19 protein-coding genes and 1 other RNA gene are annotated in these 25,667 nt (G+C 64.6%); 7 read left to right on the forward strand and 13 right to left on the reverse strand.

Annotation, left to right across the window (positions count from 1 at the left end; genetic code table 11):
• A partial coding sequence (locus BG57_RS22450) for an AAA family ATPase (protein ID WP_035968225.1) occupies positions 1-1,945 on the forward strand: 1,945 nt, incomplete at its 5' end.
• A 170-nt stretch (positions 1,946-2,115) separates the two neighbouring features.
• On the opposite strand, the gene BG57_RS22455 is transcribed toward BG57_RS22450, so the two are convergent.
• The 13 genes from BG57_RS22455 to trxA form a co-directional block, all read right to left on the reverse strand.
• The gene (locus BG57_RS22455) at positions 2,116-2,673 is read right to left on the reverse strand and encodes a hypothetical protein (RefSeq protein WP_035968229.1); all 558 of its coding nucleotides are present in this window, start codon (positions 2,671-2,673) and stop codon (positions 2,116-2,118) included.
• Complete coding sequence (locus tag BG57_RS22460; protein ID WP_035968230.1) at positions 2,673-3,041, reverse strand: DUF3592 domain-containing protein; 369 nt, start codon at positions 3,039-3,041, stop codon at positions 2,673-2,675. Before BG57_RS22460 ends, BG57_RS22455 begins: the two co-directional genes overlap by 1 nt.
• 16 nt (positions 3,042-3,057) lie before the next feature.
• Entirely contained in the window at positions 3,058-3,528 is a 471-nt protein-coding gene (locus BG57_RS22465) for an Hcp family type VI secretion system effector (RefSeq protein WP_035968232.1), read from the reverse strand.
• Positions 3,529-3,916: 388 nt separating this feature from the next.
• Positions 3,917-4,372, reverse strand: coding sequence for a YidB family protein (locus BG57_RS22475; RefSeq protein ID WP_035968237.1), 456 nt, complete (start codon positions 4,370-4,372; stop codon positions 3,917-3,919).
• 39 nt (positions 4,373-4,411) lie between these two features.
• Positions 4,412-4,978: a ComEA family DNA-binding protein gene (locus BG57_RS22480; RefSeq protein ID WP_035968239.1), complete on the reverse strand. Its 567-nt coding sequence runs from the start codon at positions 4,976-4,978 to the stop codon at positions 4,412-4,414.
• Positions 4,979-5,238: 260 nt separating this feature from the next.
• Positions 5,239-7,500: a penicillin-binding protein 1C gene (pbpC, locus tag BG57_RS22485; protein WP_081850963.1), complete on the reverse strand. Its 2,262-nt coding sequence runs from the start codon at positions 7,498-7,500 to the stop codon at positions 5,239-5,241.
• Complete coding sequence (locus BG57_RS22490) at positions 7,463-13,486, reverse strand: Ig-like domain-containing alpha-2-macroglobulin family protein (RefSeq protein WP_035968244.1); 6,024 nt, start codon at positions 13,484-13,486, stop codon at positions 7,463-7,465. The genes pbpC and BG57_RS22490 overlap by 38 nt, the downstream gene beginning before the upstream one ends.
• A gap of 98 nt (positions 13,487-13,584) precedes the next feature.
• Positions 13,585-14,946 (reverse strand): MATE family efflux transporter, encoded by a 1,362-nt coding sequence (locus BG57_RS22495; protein WP_035968245.1) that lies wholly within the window; start codon positions 14,944-14,946, stop codon positions 13,585-13,587.
• A gap of 45 nt (positions 14,947-14,991) precedes the next feature.
• Entirely contained in the window at positions 14,992-16,755 is a 1,764-nt protein-coding gene (locus tag BG57_RS22500; protein WP_035968247.1) for an ArnT family glycosyltransferase, read from the reverse strand.
• Positions 16,756-16,963: 208 nt separating this feature from the next.
• Entirely contained in the window at positions 16,964-17,218 is a 255-nt protein-coding gene (locus BG57_RS22505) for a type B 50S ribosomal protein L31 (protein ID WP_035968249.1), read from the reverse strand.
• A gap of 127 nt (positions 17,219-17,345) precedes the next feature.
• Positions 17,346-18,182 (reverse strand): M90 family metallopeptidase, encoded by an 837-nt coding sequence (locus BG57_RS22510; protein ID WP_035968250.1) that lies wholly within the window; start codon positions 18,180-18,182, stop codon positions 17,346-17,348.
• Positions 18,183-18,289: 107 nt separating this feature from the next.
• A complete protein-coding gene (gene rho / locus BG57_RS22515) occupies positions 18,290-19,555 on the reverse strand; it encodes a transcription termination factor Rho (protein ID WP_035968253.1) in 1,266 nt (421 codons plus the stop codon).
• 241 nt (positions 19,556-19,796) lie between these two features.
• Positions 19,797-20,123 (reverse strand): thioredoxin TrxA, encoded by a 327-nt coding sequence (gene trxA / locus BG57_RS22520; protein WP_008349330.1) that lies wholly within the window; start codon positions 20,121-20,123, stop codon positions 19,797-19,799.
• Between the two features lie 284 nt (positions 20,124-20,407).
• Here trxA and ffs point away from each other — a divergent pair.
• From ffs to BG57_RS22545, 6 genes are all read left to right on the forward strand, one after another.
• An RNA gene (gene ffs, locus BG57_RS31365) (signal recognition particle sRNA small type) lies at positions 20,408-20,506 on the forward strand.
• 173 nt (positions 20,507-20,679) lie between these two features.
• Positions 20,680-23,079, forward strand: a complete 2,400-nt coding sequence (locus tag BG57_RS22525) for a DNA polymerase III subunit gamma/tau (protein WP_035968256.1) — start codon at positions 20,680-20,682, stop codon at positions 23,077-23,079.
• Positions 23,080-23,189: 110 nt separating this feature from the next.
• On the forward strand, positions 23,190-23,516 hold the full coding sequence (locus tag BG57_RS22530) for a YbaB/EbfC family nucleoid-associated protein (RefSeq protein WP_014191628.1): 327 nt from the start codon (positions 23,190-23,192) through the stop codon (positions 23,514-23,516).
• A 34-nt stretch (positions 23,517-23,550) separates the two neighbouring features.
• Positions 23,551-24,147: a recombination mediator RecR gene (recR, locus tag BG57_RS22535; protein ID WP_035968260.1), complete on the forward strand. Its 597-nt coding sequence runs from the start codon at positions 23,551-23,553 to the stop codon at positions 24,145-24,147.
• Positions 24,148-24,177: 30 nt separating this feature from the next.
• Positions 24,178-24,390: a DUF1653 domain-containing protein gene (locus BG57_RS22540; protein ID WP_035968261.1), complete on the forward strand. Its 213-nt coding sequence runs from the start codon at positions 24,178-24,180 to the stop codon at positions 24,388-24,390.
• Between the two features lie 61 nt (positions 24,391-24,451).
• Positions 24,452-25,657, forward strand: a complete 1,206-nt coding sequence (locus BG57_RS22545; protein ID WP_035968262.1) for a CaiB/BaiF CoA transferase family protein — start codon at positions 24,452-24,454, stop codon at positions 25,655-25,657.
• Positions 25,658-25,667 lie beyond the last annotated feature (10 nt).

The raw sequence follows: 25,667 nt of genomic DNA on the forward strand, positions 1-25,667 counted from the left end.
GCTCGCGCAGCGCATCGTCAACGGCGAAGTGCCGGAGACGCTCAAGGGCAAGCGCGTGCTGTCGCTCGACATGGCGGCGCTGCTCGCGGGCGCGAAGTATCGCGGCGAGTTCGAGGAACGCCTGAAGGCCGTGCTGAACGACATTGCGAAGGACGAAGGGCAGACCATCGTCTTCATCGATGAAATCCACACGATGGTCGGCGCCGGCAAGGCCGAAGGCGCGATGGATGCGGGCAACATGCTGAAGCCTGCGCTCTCGCGCGGCGAGCTGCATTGCATCGGCGCGACGACGCTCGACGAGTACCGCAAGTACATCGAGAAGGACGCGGCGCTCGAGCGCCGTTTCCAGAAAGTGCTCGTGGATGAACCGTCGGTGGAAGCGACCATCGCGATCCTGCGCGGCTTGCAGGAGAAGTACGAGCTTCACCACGGTGTCGAAATCACCGATCCGGCGATCGTCGCGGCGGCGGAACTGTCGCATCGCTATATCACCGACCGTTTTCTGCCGGACAAGGCGATCGATCTGATCGACGAAGCGGCGTCGCGCATCAAGATGGAAATCGATTCGAAGCCCGAAGAGATGGACAAGCTGGATCGCCGTCTCATTCAGCTCAAGATCGAACGCGAGGCGGTGAAGAAGGAAAAGGACGAGGCATCGCAGAAGCGGCTGCAACTCATCGAAGAGGAAATCGAGCGGCTCAACCGCGAGTATTCCGATCTCGAAGAAATCTGGACCGCCGAGAAGGCCGCGGTGCAGGGCAGCGCGCAACTGAAGGAAGAGATTGAGAAAGTTCGCGCTGACATCGCTCGTTTGCAGCGCGAGGGCAAGCTCGAGAAGGTCGCCGAGTTGCAGTACGGCAAGCTGCCCGAACTCGAAGCGCGGCTGAAGCAGGTCACGCAGGCCGAATCGCAGGAGCAGAACAATCCGACGCGTCCGCGTCTCTTGCGCACGCAGGTCGGCGCGGAGGAGATTGCGGAAGTGGTGTCGCGGTCGACGGGCATTCCCGTGTCGCGCATGATGCAGGGTGAGCGCGAGAAGCTGCTGCAGATCGAGGGCAAGCTGCATGAGCGCGTCGTCGGCCAGGATGAAGCGATCGGCGCGGTGGCCGATGCGATCCGCCGTTCACGCGCGGGTCTTTCCGATCCGAACCGTCCGTATGGTTCGTTCCTGTTCCTGGGGCCGACGGGCGTCGGCAAGACGGAACTGTGCAAGGCGCTCGCGGCGTTTCTGTTCGATTCGGAGGAGCATCTTATCCGCATCGACATGAGCGAATTCATGGAGAAGCACAGCGTCGCGCGGCTGATTGGCGCGCCGCCGGGATACGTCGGTTACGAAGAGGGCGGTTACCTGACTGAAGCGGTGCGCCGCAAGCCGTATAGCGTGATTCTGCTCGATGAGATCGAGAAGGCGCATCCGGATGTGTTCAACGTGCTGCTGCAAGTGCTGGACGATGGCCGCATGACCGATGGACAGGGCCGTACCGTGGACTTCAAGAACACGGTGATCGTGATGACGTCGAATCTCGGATCGCATGTGATTCAGGGCATGGTCGACGAACCGCACGACAGGGTGAAAGACGCGGTCTGGGAAGAAGTGAAACTGCATTTCCGGCCGGAGTTCCTGAATCGTATCGATGATGTCGTGGTATTCCATTCGCTCGATCGGGCGAATATCGAGTCGATCGCGAAGATTCAACTGCAGCGCTTGCATGACCGGCTGGCCAAGCTGGATATGCAGCTCGATGTGTCGGATGCGGCGCTGGAGCAGATCGCGAAGGTGGGTTATGACCCGGTGTTCGGTGCGCGTCCGTTGAAGCGGGCGATTCAGCAGGAGATCGAAAATCCGGTGGCCAAGCTCATTCTTGCGGGGCGCTTTGGGCCTAAGGATGTGATTCCGGTTGATATCCGGGATGGCGAGTTTGTGTTTGACCGGGTGGTGCATTAAGGTGTGGTTCGCTCCCTTGCTGCGGGGGGGAGCGGTGGAAAGGCAACGGGGGACCGTTGCCTTTTTCTACATCTAGCTTCCCGTTACGCCCTGTTCGCTCCGCTGTGCGTCGACCGACCGCAAAATAAACGGCCACATCGTAACCCTGTCGCCGAAAAATGACGAAGCGCTTATTCTTTAAACGGTCCCTCGTAGGTCATTGCACCTAGCATCGCTCCGCCGCCAATACCGTCGATCAACCCCTCACTGTCGCCAACGACGACGATCATCGCCTTGGCGTTGCGCAACAGAAAGCGAGCGAAAAGGCCGGGATTGAGTGTTGCGAGCATCATCACTTTCTGATCGATACCAACGAAGAGGCACGAACCGCCGACCGCGAAGAGCGCGCCCGCACTAACCTCGGCGTAGATCACTCCGCCTGTGAAGTCATTCGCGATCAGTTCGCGCTCTTCGATCAGGGAATAAACCACGCCATAGCTATCGAATTGCGTCGTTCCCCCAGTGCCCGACAGCACAGTACCCCCAGCCCGTCGCCGGAGCCTGAGGTCAGGTAAGCGTATGCGCTCGGGCAGTCTCTTGCTGATACCGAATCCGAAACCGCCATAGTGAAAGGCGTGCAGTGTTTCTTTCGGGTCTGCCAGCACAATCAACCCGCCGGACAACAGCACGGTCCCAATGCCTCCACCGCCGGTCGCGGACGTACCAAACTTCCATTCGGAAACGTGCATTATTTCCCTCTGCTGATCGACTGTCCGAGAAGGCCCGCAACGAGCACCGGGATGCCGACGATGAGCAGAACAAGCGTGTCCCCCCATAGAAGCAGTGGCTGGTTCAACTTCGACATAGCCCTTGGGCTTTGACGCAGATAGAGGATCTCGATCCGGTCGCCCACTTCGAGACGTTGCAGGCTGCTGGCAGGAACAGAGACACGCTCGCCATCGCGCGTGTTGAATTCGATGATGGGATGCCGTCCGCTACCGGCGATTAGTCGGATGACTTTCGCTTCGGTCGTTGATGCCGCCGCGATGAAGCTCAGGTTGTTCCATGCCGTGATGGCAGCGAGGCCGATTAACAGAGCTGCGACGCCGATGGTCACGATATTTGCGGGGCGTTCAGTTTTCCGAAACATTTTTCTTGATGTCGGATTCGGCGCAGACCGTGCCAGCGGAGCCGCCCATCGTGTTCTGAAGCACGTATTCCTGCTTAACCTTGGTAAAGGACAGCGTCACATGCTCGTCGTTGAGACTGCCGATCGCCGACGGATGGCACTTGGTCACGACCACATCGGACATAGTGATCTTGCAGAAATCGAGGGGCACACCGCCAGCCTTGCGCATGGAAAAGACGGCCTTTGAAATTCGCCGCCCTTCGAGGCAGAACCGCATCAGGTTGGGACTCGAGCGATCAATCTGATGGGCGAATGAAAAATCCGACGCGGTGGCCTTGCCTGCTCCGCCGCCAGAGCCGGACGTGGCCGGTGCGGAAATCTTCCATTCCCAACTGGAGACCTCAATTTCACCGGGGTGAGTCAAGTCTTGTGACTCGCCTGCGATGCCGTCGATTTTAATGAACATGTCCGCCATGAAAGCTCCTGATATTCGGTGCTTTCAGGGTATCCGTTACGCCTTTGTCGGTGTGTCGAAGTTCGTCAACAATACTAATTAATATTGACGGTAACTAAGCTATTCGCACCAAGTTATTCAAACTAGCTTGGTTGAATTCAAGATCGTCGCTACGGGTCATCGAGACGCGACAACCCACACACACGGAATCGCCGAAGTTAAGAGGTGCAGCGTGGAGGCCAACATCGCATTGGGCGGTGTGGCGATTTTTCTTTGCCAGCAAACCCTCGAAGAACAGCCTGCTGCTCTATACAAGCTGCCGTGCAAATAAAAATCGAAAAAGCAAAAGCCCCGCCCGGCTTCGCCGGGTGGGGCCTTCAAGTCATCCCAATGCAGGACGAACCGCGTCTTATCCTTGCTTCGGGCTCTCGCTTCCCCCGAACAGCCCGGCGAGGCCGCCCAGCGACCCCAGCACGCCCGTCAGATCCAGCTTTCCTTCCGGCGGCACTTCGCCGTTCGGCGTGGCACGGTCGACGATATGCGGCAGCACAGTCGCCAGCAATCCCGAAAGCTGATCGCCCGACACGCCCGCCTTCTGCGCCAGCGCGCCGACATTCTCGGACCCGAGCACATTAGTCAGCAGTCCCGGGCTAATCGGCTTGTTCTCACCCGTGCCGATCCACGACGACACGATATCGCCCGCGCCGTTCTGATGAAAACGCTGAATCAGGCCCGCGATGCCGCCAGGCTGGCTGTTGACGAACTCAAGCGCCGCCGCGATCAGCGCGGCCTGACCGCCGCCGCTCTGGCCGCCTTGTTGCGACGAGTTGCCGAGGGAGGAGGCGAGGATATCGAGTAGGCTCATTTCTATCTCACTACAAAAGGTTTCGGGTAACGTTGCGCTTCACAGACCGCTGGCGGCCGTGGCGCTCGCCGCTTTGTCTTTCTTGCGCTTTGATTTGGACGCTTTCGCGTCGCTCGTCGCGGCCGATGCCGATGCCGCGGCACTCGTCGCGCTCGATTTCTTCTTGCCGGAAGCAGTGGACGGGCCCGACGCCGGCGTCACAGCCGGCGTCCGCTCGTTCGTGGCCGCGGGCGATGTCGCCGCCGTCGCCGCCGTCGATGACCTGATCGTCGAATTGGGCGCCGCGCCGCCTTGCGGCTTCGTCGACGAGGGCGTCGAAGTCTTGCCGGTGGGCGGCAGCGACGAGCCGCCGATAGTCAGCCCATTCTCCTCCAGCTTCGCCACCGATTTCGTGCCGAGGCCCTTCACACGGTTCGCGAGGTCGTCGGCGTCCTTATACGGTCCGTTCTTCGTGCGTTCATCGACGATCGCCTTCGATTTTACCGGCCCAAGCCCTTTCACCGCTTCGAGCGCGGCTTGATCGGCGGTATTGACATCGACGGCGGCCAACGCGGCGCCGATGGACAGCATGAACGCAACGCACAGCATCAACAGCTTCTTCAGCATGACGGCACTCCGGACAAAGGAATCGAAACAGTGGATCGGAAACGCTCAGGCACGTACCGCCGAAGGAATCAGGCGGGCAACGCCGTCAAGCATAGGACAATTTCCCGCCCTGGGCGTCGACCGTGGGCATTTTGCATGACCCGGCAGGATGCGCCGCGTTTGCGCCCAATCTTTATCGTCGGAGAGATAAGAAGCCTGCCGCGAAGCAATTGCCGGCGAGAGAACTTTCGCGATGCCAATGTTCGCGTGATCCAGCCAACCTATTTCGATGCCGGCCCGGCTGTCTTTGCGAACGCACCGCGCACTTCGAAGCCGACCTTGTCGACCGTTTCGCCGCGCGCATCGACGAGTTCGAGCACATGCCGGCCCGGCCACGGCAGCCAGGCGGCGCGAGCATCGTGCCCGAACGGCTTGCCATCGAGCCGCCAGACGAGACGGCCGCCGCCCGTGCGTTCGAACCACACGCGCTGGCGCGCGGGCGGAATGTCGGGATCGAGCGCGAAAATCGTGCCGTCGGTCGGCGCGCCGATTTTCGCGGCCTTGGCGTCGAGGCGCACGGTGCGGGTTGCCGCCGCAGCCGTCGCCGTCAGGCCGATCCGGTCCATCTGCGTGCCGCGCACGAACCATTCGTCGCGCGCCGGCTCGATATCGTCCTGATACGCGAGGCGCGTCTTCACGACGCCCGGCGGCGCATCGGGCGCGCGGCTGCCTGCACGCCGATGCAGATAGTTGACGAGCGCATTCCACGCGGGCGCTGCGCCCGTCACGCCGGAGACGTCCCACATCGGCGCGCCGTCCGCGTTGCCGACCCACACGCCCACCGTATAGCGCGACGTGAACCCGACCGTCCAGTTGTCGCGCATGTCCTTGCTGGTGCCGGTCTTGACCGCGCTGAACGTGCGGGTGGCGAGCACGCTGTCGAAGCCGAACGTGCGGGTGCGCGCGTTGTTGTCGGCGAGTATGTCGGTGACGATGAAGCTCGCCTCCGGGCTGAACGCGCGCGTTCCGGCAGGCGCCGCCGGATGGTCCGCCAGAGCGAAAACGGGCCGCGCGATGCCCCCGTTCGCCAGCGCCCGATACGCATTCGTAAGCGAGGCGAGCGTCACATCGGCGCTGCCTAGCGCGAGGCTGAAGCCGTAGTAATCGCCCGCTTGCGACAGCGGCAGGCCCAGCGCGACGAGCGTCTTTGCAAAGCGATGCGGCGTGACCAGCACGAGCGCCCGCACAGCCGGCACGTTCAGCGACGAGCCGAGCGCCGTGCGCACGCTCACCCAGCCCTTGAAGTCGTGATCGTAGTTCTGCGGGATATAGAGGCCGCCGCCCGTCGCGAGATCGAGCGGGGCGTCGTTGAGCAGCGTGGCGGCGGTCAGGCGCTTTTCGTCGATCGCCTGGGCGTACAGGAAAGGCTTGAGCGTCGAGCCGGCCTGACGTTGCGCGAGCACGGCATCGACCTCGGGTGCGTTCGACAAGCCGCCCGCCGATCCGACCCACGCGAGCACCTCGCCCGAAGCATTGTCGATGACGATCGCCGCCGCGTCGTGCACGTTGCGCGGATGCGCGCGCGCGTTCAGCTCGGCCAGCGTGCGGGCGAGCGTGTCGCGGGCGAAGCGCTGAAGCCGCGCATCGAGCGTAGAACGCGCGCGCGCGCCGGCTGCGGGATGCACTTCACCCGCGACGCGCCGCGCGAAATGCGGCGCGAGCGCATCGTCACCGCGCGCGTACGACGGCGCCGAGGCGGTGCGCGTGAGCGTCAGTTGCGCGTAGCTGTCGAGATTGACGCAGGGATCGGCGGCCTTTTGTTTGCCGTCTGCGTGCAAGGACTGCATGTCGCGCAGGATGAGGCACGCGCGAGCCGCGACCTTCGCATACGGCGCATTCGGCGCGCGCACGAGCGCGGCGGCAAGCGCGGCTTCGCGCTCGTCGAGGCCCGAAGGCGCCTTGTCGAAGAGCGTCTGCGACAGCGCCGACAGCCCGATGATCTCGCCGCGAAACGGCACGAGGTTCAGATACGCTTCGAGGATCTGATCCTTGCGCCACGTGCGCTCGAGCCACAACGCGCTGACCGTCTGCTGCGCCTTTTCCGCAAGCGACCGCCGCCCGGACGGCTTTCTGCTTTCATCGCCGATGAGACCGGTGAGCTGCATCGTCATCGTCGATGCCCCGCGCGTGCGCGTGTTCCACAGGTTGCCCCACGCGGCGGCGGCGGCCCCGCGCCAGTCCACGCCCGCGTGCTCGTAGAATCGTTTGTCCTCCGAAACGACGATCGCTTCGCGCAGCGCCGGCGACACCTCCGCAAGCGCGATCCAGTCGCCGCGCCGCGCGCTCTTGTCGATGCGCGTGCGTTGCAGCGTTTCGCCGTCGCGGGCGAGCAGCAGCCAGTCGGAGCTGCGCCAGTTCGCGCGCACGTCGTCGAAGCTCGGCGCGGCATGAGCGGCCGCGCAGAGCGCCATCGCGATGACGAAGCAGGCGGCGCGCTTCACGGTGTCACTTCGCCGCGAGCGGCTTGACGACCATCGGCGCATTCGGCAAAGCACCGAAGGTCGACGGAGCGTAGAGCGCTTCGACGCGCGTCGGCGGCAGGCCGAACGTGCCGGCGTTGTTGAGCCGCATCGTGTATTCGACCTTCAGCCCGCCCTTCGGCACATAGTCGTAATACGCGCGATAGCCGTCGAAACTGCGCTCGATGAACGTCGCCCACGCCGCGCCGTCCTGCTTCTCGCCGCGCGTCGCCGCTTCGGAATCGCGGCCGAGGCCGGAGCCGAGGATGGTCGCGCCGGCGGGAATCGGATCGTTGACGACGACCCAGGTCATGTCGCTTTGCGCGTCGATCTCGAGCCGCACGCGCACGATGTCGCCACGCGAGAGCACGCCTTTGACCGCAGGCTCCACGGGCGTCACCGTCTTCGTGATGCGATAGCCGGCCGCGAGCGGCCCCTTCAGCGCAACTGCCGCAAGGCTTTCGATGGTCGCCCACGGCTTGCCCTCGCCGTTTTGCGTCAGGGTGAGCGAGCCGGTCGACCACGGCAGCATCGTGCTGCGCGTGTTGGCGGTCTTCGTGATCGGCGTGGCCGATGCCGTCGACGCCATCGCCGCCGGCGCGGCTGCATCCCAGTTCACGTCACGCACCGACGAGCCGAGCGCGACCGCCGTGCTGCCCGTCACCGGCGTGCTTTCGAACAGGCGCGAGAAGCGGCCGACCGCGAGCGATCCCCACAGGTTGGCCGTGGTCGTCTGCCATGCGCCGTGCTGCTGCATCGCGAGCAGGCCCGCGACGAGACGCGGCATCTCGTCCTTCCAGCCGGGCGCATCGGCGAAGAGCAGGGCAGTGCGTGCGGCGTTCGTCTCGACGCTTGTCATGAGCCACCAGAGGTCGTCGTCGTGCTCGGTGGAGAAGCTGAGACGCGTGCCTTGATACGTGAGCCGCGCACGAATGATCTGCTCGGCCTGCGCGCGCTTCTCTTCGCGATTCGGGATGCCGTCGACGCGAGACAGAATCGCGTAATAGTCGAGCACCGCCGATGTCGGCCACTGATTCGGCGCGACCGTGATCGAGCCGAGCATGCGCGGCTGCGCAAGACCGTAGCGCGAGAGCGCTTCGATGGCCGCGAGCTTCTCGAAGTCAAGATCGTTGCGCGGCGCCCAGTACTTGCGTTCGACCTTGCCTTCGACGAAGTTTGCGAGCCCCGCCGTCAGCCGGTCGCGCAGATCGGCGGGCAGCACGAAGCGGCGGTCCGCCTTCGCGGCTTCGTCCGTCACGGCGAGCAGATACGCACTCAGCGCCGGGCTGCCGCTCGCGCGCTGATCGTCGAACGGCGGGAAGTAATTCGCAAGGCCGTCACCGTCGAGATAAGCCGGCATGCGCGTGAGCACGCCTTGCCATTGCGCGGCGTCCATCAAGCCGAGTGCGCGCGAGGTCTGCTGTTCGAGGCAGTTATACGGATAACGCTCGAACCAGCGGCGCACGCCCGGCAAGCCGTCCGCGAGCTTCGGTTGCAGCGATACCGCGACGCCGCCACGCACCGCGCCATCGGCCGCTTGCGTTGCATCGGCGGGCGGGGCGACGGGCAGCGCGAGCGTGCCATCGACCTGTGCGATGGTCGCCTGCTGCACCGTCACCGGAATCGCTGCCACGACGCGCTGCGTGAGTTTCACGGCGTCGGCGGCCTTGCCGGTGCCTTGCTCGCTGGCGCTCACGTCCCAGACGAGGCTGGCGGAAGCGTTCGCACCGAGCACATCCGGCGTGGTCACATCCCAGGCCACTTCCTGCGACGATCCCGCCGCCAGTTCGACAGTCCGCGCATCGAACATGAGCGGACTCGCGTGCGGCGCAAGTACGACGCGCATCGTGCGGGATGTCGCGTTGCGCAGCGTGAACTGCGCGCGGAACGCGTCGCCGACGCGCACGAGCGGCGGCAATCCGGAGATGAGCTGCAAGTCCTGCGACGTCTGGATCGATGCGCTGCCCGTGCCGAAACGGCCCGCGCCGACAGCCGCGATCGCGACGATCCTGAAGCGCGTGAGCGCGTCGTTCAGCGGGACATCGACGGATGCTTCGCCGTTGGCATCGAGCGTGACGCGCGGATTCCACAGGAGCAGGGTATCGAAGAGTTCGCGGGTCGCGCCGTGTCCGCCGCCGCCGCCCGCGGGCACCGCCTTGCGCCCGAAGTGACGCCGCCCGACGATTTCCATCTGCGCGGTCGCCGTTTCCACGCCGTATGCGCGCTGTTGCAGCATCGCGTCCAGCACGTCCCAGCTTTGGTTGGGCATGAGTTCGAGCAAGGCTTCGTCGACGGCGGCGACAGCGATCTGCGTGCCGGCCGGCGCGGGCTTGCCATCGGGCAGGGCGGCCTTCACCTTCACATGCGCCGTCGTGCGCACCGAATACGATTTCGCGTCCGGACTCACGCTGACCGCGAGCTTGTGCGACGCCGTGCCGACCTTGATCGACGCAAGCCCGTAACGGAACGCGGGCTTCGACAGATCGACGAGCGGCGTCGGCGCCTGATACTGGCGCCCTTCGTACCAGAACGCACGCGCCCATTCGACCGGTGCTTTCCAGCCCCACGTGAAGAACGAGTACCACGGCACCTCGCGCACGCGTCCGCGCAGCGCGAGCACCGAGACATACACGTTCGGCCCCCACGCGTCCTGCACCTTCAGTTCGATGGTCGGATCCTTGCCGTTCAGTTCGACGACGCGCGTCTCGACGATACCCTCGCGCTCGACGGCGACGAGCGCCGTGGCCGCGCGAAACGGCATGCGGACTTGGAAGCGCGCGGTTTCACCCGGCTCGTAGCTGGTTTTTTCCGGCAACACGTCGATGCGGTCCGTGTTCTCGCCGCCGAACCACAGTTCGTCCTCCCGCGTGACCCAGACCGACGTGCTTGCGTTCGCTTCGTGGCCGTCGCCGTCTTTCGCCACCGCGATCAGATCGACGTTGCCCGCCTGTTTCAGCTTGGCGTCGCAGGAGAGCCGGCCGTGATCGTCGCTCTTGCCGCTGCAGAGCGTGCCGAGGTCGCTGGTCTCGCTGTGGTTGTCGTAGGCATAGAAGCCGCCGACCATGCGCTTGCGCGAGCTGGACATCACGCGCGCAATGCCCCTGATTTCGATTGACACCCCCGCACGCGGCTTGCCTTGCAGGTCGAGCGCGAGCGCCTGAACCGGCACGGTATCGCCGACCGACACCCAATGCCCGGCCTTCACGCCGACAGCGACCGCGGCGGGCCAGAGCGTCGCCGCGCCGCTGATCGTCTGAATCTCGCCGTTCGGGTCGGCAAAGGTGGCTTCGAGCGCGAGACGCTTCGGCGCATCGACGGCGGGCAGCGGCATCACGGTCAGCTTGCCCGCGCCATCGCGATCGAGCGTCACGCGCACCTTGTCGGCGACGAGTTTCGTCGTCGAATCGCCTTGCTGCTCTTCGCCGCCATCGCCTTCCTGATCCTCGGCGGGCGCGCTTGCGCCATCGTTCGCCGGCTTGCGATACGGCGAGAAGCTGAATCCTTCGAATTGCGAAGCGAAGGACGGGTACGAGTCGCGCACGAGCGCCGACACCTGCACCGGCAGATTCGACGCCGGGCCGCCCTGCACATATTCGAGTCGCACGGAAACCGGCGCTTCCTTCGCGGCGACGAGTCCCGGCGATTTGCTGTCGCCGGCCGAAATGGAACCCTTGAAAACCGGCAGGCGGAATTCCTCGACGCGGAAGCTGCCCGTCGCGTACGACTCGCTGACCGGGCCGCCGTTGTCCTCGTTGTCCGTGCTGCTTGCGCCGGACTTGCCGTCGTCGAGCGATACGCTGTACTCGCCGAGCTTCGCCGCTGCGGGCACGTTGAACGTGGAATCCGCGCTATGGTCCGCGGCCCACGCGAGCGGCAGATGCCACGTCTGCCCGCTGCCGATATGGCGGATGGTCACGCGCGTCGGATACTTCTTCGCGAACGCGAAGCCGCCGAGCGTCTCGACGCGCAGCAGATGCTTCATCGACACCGTTTCGCCCGCGCGCAGCAGCGTGCGATCGAAGATGGTGTGGGCGCGTGCGGTGCGCGCGACGCTCATGTCCGTCGGCACGTTGAAGCGCCATGATTCGATGCCGCGATTCCAGTCCGATTGCACGAAGGCCATGTCGGGGCCGGTGACCGGATCGTTCACACGCGCCGATACGAAGAAGCCGTCGTAGGCCAGGCTCCGTTCGCCGCACTCGCGCGCCGCCGCAAGCGGCTTGTCGATCTTCGCGATGCCTTGCGCATCGGTGGTGGCGGTCGCGACCTGATCGCCGTTGCAGTCCGTCACGCGCACTTGCGCGTTCGGCACGGGCTTGCCCTTGTCGAGCGTCGTCACCCAGACGACGCTGTTTTCGCGCCCTTGCTTGAAATGCACGCCGAGGTTCGTGACGAGCACCGACGTGCGGACGAACATCGACTGTTGCTTGCCCATCAGCGATGCGCCGAGCGCCGGCGACGCCAGTTCGACGACATAAAACCCGGGCTTCGTGAACGGAATGCCGACGACTTCGAACGGCCGCAGCGCCTTCGGATCGGCGGCGGGCAGCGTCAGCGTTTCGACGCCCGCGCGCTTGGTCAGGAGCGACAGCGAGCGAATGTCGATGGCCGGATCGCTGCTCACGGCGCCGTCCTGAATGCGCACGATGACCGGCGCGATGCCGTTATGCAACGCTTCGGGCATGCGCGCCTGGACGCTGGAGCGCGACATCGTCATGCCGTTGAACACGTCGACGGTTCGCATCCATTGGCGGATGTCCGTGTCCGCATCGAGCTTCAGCTTCGTGATCCTGGAAGCGCCGGCATTGAGGCTTTGCACGTGCAGGTCCGCTTCGACGTGACGCAGCGTGACTGGCAGCATGGCGGGCATGTCCGGTTCGGCGAATCGCTCGATGATCCCGAACGATCCCGACGAGAATTTCGCGAGCGGCGGCATCCCGGCGGTGGCCGTCTTGAGCGGGAACAAGTCCGCGTTGGCGAGCGCGCGGCCGCTTACGTCCTTCAGATTCGACGGTGCTTCGATGGTCAGCGCAGCGCGCTCCGGCAGTGGCGCGGCGAACTCGACGGCGCTTACTTCGGCATCCTTGTCGTCCGGATTGAAGCGCGGGGCGACGCTGCCGTTCGGCCCGCGCAACACGAACTTCGCTGCGTCCGCGCGGCTGACCGGCGCGGTGAACGAAAGGCGGACCGGACTCAGCGGCGTGCACGGCGCGTTCGCGTTCTCGCGTTCGCACGTGAAGCCCGCCTTGAACGGTTCGCGCACGGTGTAGTCGAAGCGCTTCTCGACGTCGTTCGGGATGCCGCTCGGCCCCGTCACGCCTTGTCCGAAGACGAGCTGCATCTTCGACGCGGACGGCAGCCGCTGCTGGCAAGCGAGCGTGAGCACGCGATCGCTTTCTTTCTGGTAGCGGAAATGTTCGAGGAGAGCCGTGCGGGTCGCGTCATCGGTCATGCGCACGGGGATGCGGTTGCCGAGCGCGCTCGATTCGCACCAGACATGATCGAGCACGGAGGCTTGCGTGGCCGGACCGTTCAGGCGCAGCACGAAGACCTGGTCTTCTTCGATGTCGCCGCCACTCGGCTCGATGCGCGTCACGAACGGACCGCCGGTCTGGAACGTGAAGTGACTCGGACCCGCAAGCGCGTTGCCTGCGGCGGACTTGATGCCCGCGTTGAGATCCACGGCGCAGCGCACGCCGGGCGGCAGGTCGCTGTTGAAGTCGAAGGCCCAGGTCTTCTGGTCGATCCAGCGCGCACTGCCCGCCGTGGCAACCGCCGGCGCGCCGTCACATGCGAGCTTCGCCGGGGCGGCGGCAGCGGGGCTGCCGAACGCGGTCATTGCTTCGTCGAACTTGACGACGACCTGCCTCACCTGGGCGACCTTGCCTTGCGGCGACACGCTGACGGCGCGCGCTGCATCGGCCCGATGATTCGCCACGCTCAACGCGAGCGCGGCGAGTACGGTGGTTGCGGCCAGGATCCATTTTTGTTTGCTGATAACGCGGCTCATCCACTCGCTCCGAGGGTTCCTCGACGCGCGATTCTACTGGACGCCTACGTACTTCTTGCTGCCCGTGCGAAAGCGTTGACGTTTTGCGACGAATCGGCTCAGCGCAGGTCGACGGTGCTGATATGCCGGGTGCTCACGCGCCGCCAGTAGAGAAAGAGGCCGACGCCCGCCACGCCGAGACTGAGCGAATTGGCGATCCAGAAACCGCGTGCGCCTTGCAGCGAAGCCGGCACCGCGCCGCCGACATCGAAGCCCAGCAGATAGCCGCCGCCGAGTCCGATGCCCCACAGCGCGATCGCATAGATGACGGTCGGCACGATCGTCACCTTGTACGCGCGCAGGATGAACGCCGTGGTGATCTGGAGCGCGTCGCAGAGGTGATAGAAGAAGATGATGAGCACGAGCGGCATGGCTGCGGCGATGACGTTCGGATCGGGCGTATAGGCGCCGATCACGTGCGGCCGCGCGGCAAGCAGCGCGACGCCATACCCGAGCGCCAGGACGCAGGCCATGCCGATGCCGTGACGCGAGATCGACGCGGCATCGTCGAAGCGTTGCGCGCCGAGCGCCTGCGAGACCAGCGTGGACGATGCGATGCCGATCGACAGCGGCGTCATGTACAGCACGGCGCCGAGATTGCCCGCGATCTGATGACCGGCGAGCGTCGTCGTGCCGAAGCGCGAGATGAAGAGCGCCATGAACGTGTATGACGTCACTTCGATCAGGTACGAGAGGCCCATCGGAATGCCGAGCCGCAGAAGCGCGACCTGTCGCTTGAACACGGGCCACGTGAAGCGCGAAAAGATGCCGAATGGACGGAAGAACTCGAACTTCAGCAGCACCGTCATGCCGACGATCGCCAGCACCCAGTTGATGAGCGTGCTCGCGAGCGCGCAGCCCGGCCCGCCGAGCGCGGGCACGCCGAAGCCGCCGAAGATGAACCAGGTGTTGAGCGGAAACTTGAGCACGAGTCCGCCGACCTGCAGAAACATCACGAGCCGCGGCTTGCCGACCGCGTTCGTCAGCGAGCTGTAGACGCGAAACGCGAGGCTCGCGGGCAAGCCGAACGACAGGATGCGCAGATAGTCGACCGTGCGGTCATGCAGCGCGGGCGGGGCTTTGGCGAGACTCAGCAGCGGCTCGGGAAAATAGAGCAGGACGAAACCGGCGACGGCGAGGACCGCCGCGAGCCACAGCGCCTGACGCGTCTCCTCGCCGATCTCGCTTTCGCGGCCCGCGCCGAAGAGCTGCCCGGCGATCGGCTGCAGCGCGACCAGAATGCCCGTCAGCCCGATGTAGACGGAGATATAGATCGACGAACCGAGGCCGAGCGCGGCGAGATCGGTGGCGGAGAAGCGGCCGACCATCGCGGTATCGATCACGCCGAACGCGATCACCGCGAGCTGGCCGATCAGCACGGGCCATGCAAGCGATGCGATCTTTCGCACATCGCTCCACATGCCGGTCGTGCCGGTACGAACGGGTGATATCGAGGTCATGTCCTTTTATTGCGGCCGGCGCAGGCTGCGCTTGCGCACGGGTTTTGCCGGCGGCGGCACCGGACGCTGGATGCGCACATACAGGCGGAACCGCTCGTCGCGATCGGCGACGCGCCGGCCTTCCCAGACGAGCTTCCATTCGAACGTCGACATCGACGACGGGTCGCCGAAGTCCGCGCGATCCTGACGCAGGATCACGTCGCAGTCTTCGTCGAATGCAAACTGCATGCCGCCGAAATAGGCGAACGTGGCGATCTGCGCGTCGCCCAGGCGCGCCGGGGAGATGCAGGTGTAATCAGGCGGAAGATGCGATGCGATCTGCTCCGCGACGTCGCGATAGGTGCGGCTATAGTTGACCACCGGAAGCCACAAGGTCATGAGCAGCACCCACATCAGCGTGGTGCCGGCGCTCGACAATACGACGCTGCGCCACAGCACCTTCGGATGCCGCGTGAGACGCCAGCGCGCGAGCATGAACCAGCAGACCGTCACGGCGACCGCGCAGACGAACGAGATCAGCTTGAACTCGGGATGAAAGCCCGGCGCCAGACGAGCGAGATTGCGGGCCATCGGCGCGGGAAAGCCGAACATGCCGGCCGTCCATACGAGCCAGACCAGCGTGCCGATGATCGTGAAGCTCAGCATCGCGAACCAGTCGATCGCGTTGATCGCGCCGCGCTTGAGCGTGGGCAGCGCGAACGTCGCGAGCACCGAGAGCGGCGGCAGCAGCAGCATGAAGAGCCGGTTGGTTTCGTGCGCCTGCAGCACGACCAGCACGAGCAGCGGCCCGATGATCGACAAGGGCACCGCGACGTGAGGCGAGCGGCGCATGCCGCCCCAGCTCACGAACGCCCAGATCGCGAGCGGCCACGCGGGCCACGTGAAGAGCGGGAGGTTCTTGATCGCGTAGCCCAGTTCGAGCGACGGCGGCGCGGTGAAAGTATGGAAGCTGTTGCGCCACCATTGACGCAGCCACCATTCGCCGTCGTCGGGGAAGAAGTGGAGCGTCGGCAGCACCCAGGCGGCGATCAGCACGACCGCAACCGGCAAGCCGTAAATCAGCAGCGGCGCGGCGCGCACCTGACGCACGATGACGGTCATCGCGAGCGTGCAGAGCAGCAGCGCGAACACGAGCACCGGCGAGCTCGACAACCCGACGACGCCGATCGCCGCGCCCCACACGAGCGCGCCGTGGATCGGCTTGTCGAGGCTGCGGACGAGGCCGTAGATGAGCATCGCGGTGCCGGCGAACTGCGCGAGTTGCGGCGTGGTTTCGTGGCCGCGTTCCGCAAGACCGAAGCACGCGAGCAGGATGAGCAGCGCGCCATCGGCGAGCGTGCGGCCGTAGTCGCGCGGTTCCGGCTCGCCGCCGAAAGCGTATTTGAAGGGCTGGGCTTCGTCACGCCGGCCAAGCAGATAGGCCGAGTACCACACGAACGCGCACGCGAGACAGAACAGCAGCCCGGTAATGACGCGCGATGCGTTGCTCGCATCGACCCACGGACTCAGCACGCGAATGAACGTCGCGCCGAGCCAGTACATCAGCGGACCGTCGCCGGTGGCGGCTTTGCCGATCAGGTTCGGCAGGAGCCAGTCGCGGGCGTCGCCGTTGGCCATCGTCCACATGACGCCGAAGCCGGCCGCGTCTTCGTTCTTCCAGGGATCGCGGCCAAAGAGGCCGAACGACGCATAGGTGATGCAGATGGCGAGCAGCAGCCAGCGCGGCAGGGCGCTGGTGGCGGAGGCGGTCAGACGAACGACAGATCGCATGCGAGAAGCTTGGTGAAAAGACGGGCCTGAGAGATGCGCCGAAACGCAGCGTGGCTGGAGCATCCGGCATTGTAGTCGTGTCGCGGGTTGCAGCGTTCAATGCGGGATCAGGCTCCACGCTTGCGATGCAGCGGCACGACGCACAAACCGCGCGCCGACAAAAAAGGGCAGCCGAAGCTGCCCTTTTTGCTGAAACCTGAAGCCCGACTTACTTCTTGGCGGAGAAGCGTGCGAACTTGTTGTTGAACTTCTCGACGCGGCCGGCCGTGTCCATGATCTTCTGCTGGCCGGTGTAGAACGGGTGCGATTCCGACGACACTTCGATCTTCGCGAGCGGGTACGTCTTGCCGTTGAATTCGGCGGTCTCGCGCGTCTGGATGGTCGAGCGGGTCACGAAACGGAAGTCGTTCGACATGTCGACGAACAGAACTTCGCGGTAATCCGGGTGAATGCCTTGTTTCATGGTCTTTCCTGGTATCTGGCGGTAGCCAACCCGCCGCACCGTTTCACGGGGCTTTTCGCGAGTCACTTGCCTAGGGTCGAAAAACGGCGATTATGCCAGAAAATCAGCCGCTCGACACTTTTTGCGGTCAGGCGGAGTAGCCGGTCAGCGCACCGACGTTCGCCGGGTCCTGCCGGTAATACCGCGCAAGCAGCCGATAGAGCTCCGGGTACTCGGATTGGAATGCGTCCGGCGTGACGAAGAGCGCCTCGCTGCACACGGCGAAGAACTCCGACGGATGGTCCGCCGCATAAGGATCGATCAGCGATTCGCGCTCGAAACGGCTCCAGCGCCGCTGCGGCACGGCATCGACGCGGGCGCAGAACTGGTCGTAGGCGTTATCGAAGATATCGGACCAGGCGGCGTTGTCGAGCGGCGCGTGCCAGCGGCGAAAGAGCGGAGGGTGCCCGTCGGCTTCGCCGTTGACCATGTCGATCTTGTGCGCGAACTCGTGGATGACGACGTTGTACGCGTCCGAGGCATCGGCCATCTGCGTGTCTTCCCATGACAGCACGACCGGCCCGCCTTCCCATGCTTCGCCGCTCGCGTCGTGCTCGATCTCGTGAACGACGCCGGCTTCATCCTCCACCGTCTTCCTGATGACGAACTCGCCCGGATAAACGATCACGCCGACCCAGCCGCCATACAGATCGAGGTCCAGGTTGAGCACCGGCAGGCAGGCTTGCGCGGCGATCGACACGATCATCTCGTCGGTCAGCTCGAGTCCATGCGCGGTCGAGAATTCCTTCTGCGCGATGAAGAGGCTCGTCGTCTCGCGCAGACGCTCGCGGTCGGCCGCGTTCAGGTGGCGGTAAAACGGGAACGCATCGAGCGTGCGTTGCCAGAGGGCGTCGTCGATAGCGTGTTTGCGCAGCGCGCGCTCGCGGCGTTGCGCGCCGAGCCAGCGGGTGAAAAGATTGGCCATCGGTCGTGCGGATCGTGAAGACAGATCGATTGTACGAAGCGCGGCATGCCCGCGAGCATAAAAAAACCGCCTGACGGTGCAGGCGGTTCTTTGTGTCGAGCAGGAGATCAACTCCCGCCGCGGCGCATCATGTCGAAGAACTCGGAGTTGCTCTTCGTCTGACGGATCTTGTCGAGCAGGAATTCCATCGCTTCGACTTCGTCCATGTCGTGAATGAACTTGCGCAGCACCCAGACCTTTTGCAGCAAGTCCGGCTTGATGAGCAGTTCTTCGCGGCGCGTGCCCGACTTGTTCAGGTTGATCGACGGATAAACACGCTTCTCCGCGAGGCGGCGTTCCAGGTGCACTTCCATGTTGCCGGTGCCCTTGAACTCTTCGTAGATCACGTCGTCCATGCGGCTGCCGGTTTCGATCAGCGCCGTGCCGATAATGGTCAGCGACCCGCCTTCCTCGATATTGCGCGCCGCGCCGAAGAACCGCTTCGGACGCTGCAGCGCGTTGGCATCGACACCGCCCGTCAGGACCTTGCCCGACGCCGGCACGACCGTGTTGTACGCACGCGCGAGACGCGTGATGGAGTCGAGCAGAATCACCACGTCGTGCTTCATTTCGACCAGGCGCTTCGCCTTCTCGATGACCATTTCGGCCACTTGCACGTGACGCGCGGCGGGTTCGTCGAACGTCGATGCGATCACTTCGCCGCGCACCGAGCGCTGCATTTCCGTCACTTCTTCCGGGCGCTCGTCGATGAGCAGCACGAACAGGATCACGTCGGGATGATTCGCCTTCACCGCATGCGCGATGTGCTGCAGCATCACGGTCTTGCCCGACTTCGGCGACGCCACCAGCAGGCCGCGCTGGCCCTTGCCGATGGGCGAGATCATGTCGATGATCCGGCCCGTGACGTTTTCTTCGCCGCGCATTTCGCGTTCGAGCGGCAGCGGCTTGTTCGGATGCAGCGGCGTGAGGTTCTCGAACATGATCTTGTGTTTCGAGGCCTCGGGCGGCTGCCCGTTGACTTTGTCGACCTTGACCAGCGCGAAATAACGTTCGCCGTCTTTCGGCGTGCGGACTTCGCCTTCGATCGTATCGCCGGTATGCAGATTGAAGCGGCGGATCTGCGACGGGCTGATATAGATATCGTCCGTACTCGCGAGATAGGAAGTCTCGGGCGAGCGCAGGAAACCGAAGCCGTCCGGCAGCACTTCGAGCGTGCCGTCGCCGAAAATCGTGTCGCCAGCCTTGGCGCGCTTTTTAAGAATCGCGAACATCAATTCCTGCTTGCGCAGGCGGTTCGCGTTTTCGATCTCGAGGCCATTGGCCATCTCGATCAGTGCAGACACGTGCTGAGACTTGAGCTCGGATAAATGCATACGGATTTCCCGCCAGGGAGAAGAGGTGCGACAGAAAGATGGGAGAAGAGGTGAGCGGAACCGCTCTAGGACTTAATACTTCTTGAAGTCTTGTAATTCTAGCATAGCACACGCCTTGCGGGCCTCGGATAGGCCGGGGGCGGGGCTTTTCAGCCGATGTTGTCGCGCGACAACATCGGCCCGGGCGCGTTCTTCATGGCGCTGCCGCCGGGATAAACGAGGCAGACGTCCGGCGACGCTTTTACAGGTTGCTGTCGAGGAATGCGGTGAGCTGCGACTTGGACAGCGCGCCGACCTTTTGCGCGGCGACCGCGCCGTTCTTGAAGAGGATCAGCGTGGGAATGCCGCGCACGCCGAACTTCACCGGCGTCGACTGATGTTCGTCGACATTGATCTTCGCGATCTGCAGACGATCGCCGTAATCCTTCGCGACTTCGTCGAGGATCGGGGCAATCATCTTGCACGGACCGCACCACTCCGCCCAGAAGTCGAGCAGGACAGGTTTATCCGACTTGACGACGTCCTGTTCGAAAGAAGCGTCGCTGATGTGCTTGATTGATTCGCTCATTATCTGAATACCTCAATTGATTCGAGGCCGCGTTGGAATGCTCGCCACGATACACCAAAACAGAAAAAGGATTTCGCCGCTCGAAAGCCGCGAACTCCGCTTGCCGGACGTCGTCATGAAGCGTGCGATCCGCCGGTCACGGATGAGTCATGTGTCATCTTAGCTTACTTTGCTATCCGTTGCCGGTGCCCGATAGGGGTCATCTGAGGCCGAAAACACGCAGCGCAAGAGGGCGCCTGTGCGAGGCTTCCGGGCGTCGCGCGGGCTGTGCTATGATTCGTCGTGACGGGCCTCCTCGCATGGTGGCGCGGTCAACCTGGTCAGGTCGGGAACGAAGCAGCCACAGCCGCTTTCCACCAGTGCCGAGGGTCGGGCTCGTCACCTTCCGCTTTTCTTCTGCTGTATCTCCCCCATCTTCGAAGTCATTCCGGCACGAGCCGCTGCTTTTACGCGCGTTGCTTCGGGCATCTGTCGTCCCGGAAGCGGCCGTTCCGACGCCCGGCACTGCGCGTCCGGGCGGCGTTTACCCAAAGTCGTTGCTGATACAATTTCGCGCATGACCTATCAAGTTCTCGCACGCAAATGGCGGCCGAAATCGTTCGAGTCGCTCGTCGGCCAGGAGCACGTCGTTCGGGCGCTCACGCACGCCCTCGATGGCGGCCGTCTGCATCACGCGTATCTGTTCACGGGCACGCGCGGCGTCGGCAAGACGACGCTCTCGCGGATCTTCGCGAAGGCGCTCAACTGTGAAACCGGCGTGACCTCGAAGCCGTGCGGCGTGTGCCGCGCATGCCGGGAAATCGACGAGGGCCGCTTCGTCGATTACGCCGAGATGGATGCGGCGAGCAATCGTGGTGTCGATGAAATGGCCGCGTTGCTCGAGCGCGCCGTGTACGCGCCCGTCGATGCGCGCTTCAAGGTCTATATGATCGACGAAGTCCACATGCTGACGAACCACGCCTTCAACGCGATGTTGAAGACGCTGGAAGAACCGCCACCGCATGTGAAGTTCATCCTGGCGACCACCGATCCGCAGAAGATTCCGGTCACGGTGCTGTCGCGCTGCCTGCAGTTCAATCTGAAGCAGATGCCGGCCGGGCATATCGTCTCGCATCTCGAGAACATCCTTCAGCAGGAACAGATCACGTTCGAGTCGCAGGCGCTGCGGCTCTTGTCGCGCGCCGCGGACGGCAGCATGCGCGACGCGCTCTCGCTGACTGATCAGGCCATCGCGTATTCGGCCAACGAAGTTACCGAGGAAGCCGTGCGCGGCATGCTCGGCGCGCTCGATCAAAGCTATCTGATCCGGCTGCTCGACGCCCTCGCCGCGAGCGATGGCGAAGGCGTCCTCGCCATCGCCGATGAAATGGCGCTGCGCAGCCTGTCGTTTTCGACGGCGCTGCAGGATCTGGCGAGTCTGCTGCATCGAATCGCGTGGGCGCAGTTCGCGCCGTCGTCGGTGCTCGACGAGTGGCCCGAGGCCGCGGATATCCGCCGCTTCGCGGAGATGCTGTCCGCCGAGCAGGTGCAATTGTTCTATCAGATCGCAACCGTGGGGCGCGGCGAACTGGGCCTTGCGCCCGACGAATACGCCGGCTTCACGATGACGCTTTTGCGCATGCTGGCGTTCGAGCCGGCGGGCGGGCCGGGCGGCGGCGGTGTCGCCGTCAACGCGCCGCAGCCGGCCAAGGCGCAGCGCAGCGCCGCGCTCGCCGGCGCGATGGCCGAGCGCGCGGTGGCGCCCGCGCCGATGTCCGCGAAGGCGGTGGAAGTATCGCCCGTCGAGACTTCGGCGAACGGTTCGCCGCTGCCGACGGCGGAAGCGTCCGTCATGCGCGTGGAAACGGCGGATATTCCTCAGCCGCAGCCGGTTACGGGCGAGCCGGCGGTTAGCGAGAAGCCGGCGCAGCCGGTCGCGGAAACCATCGTCGACGCCTCTGCGGATGTTGCTGCACCGCCTGTCGTCGTGACGCGAGCGGCCGAGCCGAGTGAGCCGAGTGAGCCCGCCGATGCGCCGCTCGCCGCGTCCGCGCCGCTTCCCGAAGCAGCGCGTCAAGCGTTGAACGACGCCGCGGGTCAAACACAGGACACTCCGCAGGCCGAAGCGGCGAAGCGCGCCGGCACCGGACCCAGCGCCGCGCTCGAAGTGCTGCGCAGCGCGGGCATGCGCCTGTCGTCGGATCGCGGAGCGCGCGGGGCATCGGCGGCTGCGGCGAAGCCTGTCGCGCCGAAACCGGTCGCCAAGCCGGCCGTCCAGGTTCAGGCTCCCGTGCCGCGTCGCGCCGCGCCGGCCGCTGCGCCCGCAGCCGCGCCCGAACCGCAGGCCAAGCCCGCCGCCAAGGTCGTCCCGCCGTGGGAAGACATGCCGCCGGACGATTACCCGTCGGTATCGTCGGAAGACGAGTACTTCATGCCGCCCGATGACGGCTACGTGCCCGCGTTCGATAGCGGCCCGGACGACATGCGCTTCGCCGGCGAATCCGCATCCACGCCCGCACCGAAGGTCGATGCCACGCCGCTGCCGCCCGCCGTGCCGCTCGATGCGCTCGGCCTCGCGGTCGAATGGGCCGTGCTGGCAGCCGATTTGCCGCTCAAGGGCGTCGCCTATCAGCTTGCGTTCAACAGCGAACTGACCGCCTGCGACGCGAATTCCGTCACGCTCGCCGTCGCGGTCCAGATGTACGCCGACGCCTCGCACGTCGCGAAGCTCAAGGCCGCGCTCGCCGAAAAACTCGGCCGCGCAATCGAGGTCAACGTCGCTGTCGGCCCCGTGCGCCGCACCGCCGCCGCGCTCGATGCCCGCGAACGCGCACGACGCCAGCAGGAGGCCGAACAGGAAATCCAGCGCGACCCGTTCGTGCAGTCGCTGATCCGCGATTTCGGCGCGAGCATCGTGCAAGGCTCGATCCGGCCGCTCGCCGACGCGTCCGCACAGCAGGCGCCGCGCGCACAGTAAGATTGGCCGCATCCGCGGCATCGCCATTTTTTGCGCGCCGTTGCAGCCGTTGCATGCGCGGCGCGATTGTCGCCATCCGCCATATCCGCTTTCCAGCAAGGAGCCGAACCATGATGAAGAACCAACTCGCCGGGCTGATGAAACAAGCTCAGCAGATGCAGGAAAACATGAAGAAGATGCAGGACCAGCTCGCGCTGATCGAGGTCGAGGGCCAGTCCGGCGCCGGTCTCGTGAAAGTGACGATGACCTGCAAGAACGACGTGAAGCGCGTGTCGATCGACCCGAGCCTGCTCGCCGACGACAAGGACATGCTCGAAGACCTCGTCGCCGCGGCCTTCAACGACGCCGTGCGCAAGGCGGAAGCCACCACGCAGGAAAAGATGAGCGGCATGACCGCCGGCATGCCGATGCCGCCGGGCTTCAAGCTGCCGTTCTAATCAGCGCCCCGTGCGGGGCGCGCCATGAGGACACATGAAACAACCTTCCGCATTGTCGGCGCTCGTCGAGGCGCTGCGCGCGCTGCCCGGCGTCGGTCCCAAGTCGGCGCAGCGCATGGCGTATCACCTGATGCAGCACGACCGCGCCGGCGCCGAAAAGCTCGGCCAGTCGCTGCTGTTCGCGACCGAGCATCTGCGGCACTGCGAGAAGTGCAACACGTTCACCGAGGCGGCCGTCTGCGAAGTCTGCCTCGATGAAGAGCGCGATCCGGCGTTGCTGTGCGTCGTCGAGACGCCCGCCGATCAGATCATGCTCGAGCAGACGCTGACCTATCGCGGGCTTTACTTCGTGCTGATGGGCAGGCTCAGCCCGCTCGACGGCATCGGTCCGAAGGAGATTCACTTCGACCGGCTCATCAACCGCGCGCTGGATGGCGTCGTGCAGGAAGTGGTGCTCGCCACCAACTTTACGAATGAAGGCGAAGCCACCGCCCATTACCTCGCGCAGACCTTGAAATCGAAGGGGCTGAAGGTGACGCGGCTCGCCCGCGGCGTGCCGGTGGGCGGCGAACTGGAATATGTCGATGCCGGCACCATCGCCCGGGCGATGATCGATCGCCGCTCCGTTTAGCCCTGTGACATCCAGCGGAATCCACAAGTCATGACAGAAACCGAAGCACTCGCGCTCGCCACGCATCGGCATTACAAGGGCGGGCTTTATCGCGTGATCGGCGTCGCGCGGCACTCCGAAACCGAAGAAGAAATGACGGTCTACGAACACTTGTGGCCGCACGAGCGCGGCCTGTGGGTGCGTCCCGCGCAGATGTTCAACGATACCCTCGCGGACGGCACGCCTCGATTCAAGCCGCTCTGAAGCAGTCGACAAAGCCCGCTGACATGAACGGGCCGTAGAAAACTATTGATAGGAGACGAGAATGACCGCAACGACCGGGCCGCTCGCCGGCGTCAAAGTGCTCGAACTCGGCACGCTCATCGCCGGGCCGTTCGCCGCGCGTTTTATGGGCGAGTTCGGCGCGGATGTCATCAAGATCGAAGATCCGAACGGCGGCGATCCGCTGCGCAAGTGGCGCAAGCTGTATCCGGAAGTGGGCGGCACGTCGCTGTGGTGGGCCGTGCAGGCGCGCAACAAGAAATCGGTGACGGTCAACCTCAAGGCGGAAGAGGGCAAGGAAATCGTGCGGCGGCTCGCGAAGGAAGCCGATGTCGTCGTCGAAAATTTTCGCCCTGGCTTGCTCGAAAAGCTCGGTCTCGGCTACGAAACGCTGTCCGCCGACAACCCCGGCCTCGTGATGGTGCGGCTGTCCGGCTACGGGCAGACCGGGCCGTATCGCGACCGGCCGGGCTTCGGCGCGATCGCCGAATCGATGGGCGGCTTGCGTCATATCACCGGCTATCCGGACTTGCCGCCGCCGCGCATCGGCATCTCGATCGGCGATTCGATCGCGGCGCTGCATGGCGTGATCGGCGCGCTGATGGCGCTGCATCATCGGCAAGTCAATGGCGGCAAGGGGCAAGTGGTGGACGTCGCGCTCTACGAAGCCGTCTTCAACATGATGGAAAGCGTCGTGCCGGAGTACGGCGTCTATGGCCTCGTGCGCGAGCGCACGGGCGCGTCGCTGCCGGGCATCGTGCCGTCGAATACGTATCCTTGCCGCGATGGAAGCATCGTGATCGGCGGCAACAGCGATCCTATTTTCAAGCGGCTCATGATGGCGATCGACCGCGCCGATCTCGCCGACGATCCCGCGCTCGCTTCCAACGATGGCCGCGTGCCGCGCACGCAGGAAATCGACGACGCGATCGCCGCCTGGCTCGCGACGCGCGGCATCGACGAGGCGCTCGCCGTGCTCAACGCCGCCGACGTGCCGGCCGGGCGCATCTACAGCGTGGCGGACATGTTCGCCGATCCGCAATTCATTGCGCGTCAGATGCTTCAGCGCTTCCCCTGGCAGGACGGCCGCGAGATCACGCTGCCCAACGTCACGCCGAAGCTCTCGGAAACGCCCGGTGAGACGCGCTGGCTCGGACCGCAACTCGGTGAACACACCGATGAAGTGCTTCAAACGCTCGGGTATCATCCTGACGACATCGCGCGGCTGCGAGCGGCCAAGGTCATCTAGGTCAACTTCA

Origin of the sequence: Caballeronia grimmiae, from assembly GCF_000698555.1 — a bacterium.
GTDB classification, from domain to species: Bacteria; Pseudomonadota; Gammaproteobacteria; order Burkholderiales; family Burkholderiaceae; genus Caballeronia; species Caballeronia grimmiae.

Bases quoted from the DNA above. Each gene is read 5' to 3' on its own strand.
- BG57_RS22455 (WP_035968229.1), bottom strand. From the start codon at position 2,673: ATGCACGTTTCCGAATGGAAGTTTGGTACGTCCGCGACCGGCGGTGGA.
- BG57_RS22465 (WP_035968232.1), bottom strand. From the start codon at position 3,528: ATGGCGGACATGTTCATTAAAATCGACGGCATCGCAGGCGAGTCACAA.
- BG57_RS22475 (WP_035968237.1), bottom strand. From the start codon at position 4,372: ATGAGCCTACTCGATATCCTCGCCTCCTCCCTCGGCAACTCGTCGCAA.
- BG57_RS22480 (WP_035968239.1), bottom strand. From the start codon at position 4,978: ATGCTGAAGAAGCTGTTGATGCTGTGCGTTGCGTTCATGCTGTCCATC.
- pbpC (WP_081850963.1), bottom strand. From the start codon at position 7,500: ATGCGCCGATGGTCGTCAAGCCGCTCGCGGCGAAGTGACACCGTGAAG.
- BG57_RS22490 (WP_035968244.1), bottom strand. From the start codon at position 13,486: ATGAGCCGCGTTATCAGCAAACAAAAATGGATCCTGGCCGCAACCACC.
- BG57_RS22495 (WP_035968245.1), bottom strand. From the start codon at position 14,946: ATGTGGAGCGATGTGCGAAAGATCGCATCGCTTGCATGGCCCGTGCTG.
- BG57_RS22500 (WP_035968247.1), bottom strand. From the start codon at position 16,755: ATGCGATCTGTCGTTCGTCTGACCGCCTCCGCCACCAGCGCCCTGCCG.
- BG57_RS22505 (WP_035968249.1), bottom strand. From the start codon at position 17,218: ATGAAACAAGGCATTCACCCGGATTACCGCGAAGTTCTGTTCGTCGAC.
- BG57_RS22510 (WP_035968250.1), bottom strand. From the start codon at position 18,182: ATGGCCAATCTTTTCACCCGCTGGCTCGGCGCGCAACGCCGCGAGCGC.
- rho (WP_035968253.1), bottom strand. From the start codon at position 19,555: ATGCATTTATCCGAGCTCAAGTCTCAGCACGTGTCTGCACTGATCGAG.
- trxA (WP_008349330.1), bottom strand. From the start codon at position 20,123: ATGAGCGAATCAATCAAGCACATCAGCGACGCTTCTTTCGAACAGGAC.
- BG57_RS22525 (WP_035968256.1), top strand. From the start codon at position 20,680: ATGACCTATCAAGTTCTCGCACGCAAATGGCGGCCGAAATCGTTCGAG.
- BG57_RS22530 (WP_014191628.1), top strand. From the start codon at position 23,190: ATGATGAAGAACCAACTCGCCGGGCTGATGAAACAAGCTCAGCAGATG.
- recR (WP_035968260.1), top strand. From the start codon at position 23,551: ATGAAACAACCTTCCGCATTGTCGGCGCTCGTCGAGGCGCTGCGCGCG.
- BG57_RS22540 (WP_035968261.1), top strand. From the start codon at position 24,178: ATGACAGAAACCGAAGCACTCGCGCTCGCCACGCATCGGCATTACAAG.
- BG57_RS22545 (WP_035968262.1), top strand. From the start codon at position 24,452: ATGACCGCAACGACCGGGCCGCTCGCCGGCGTCAAAGTGCTCGAACTC.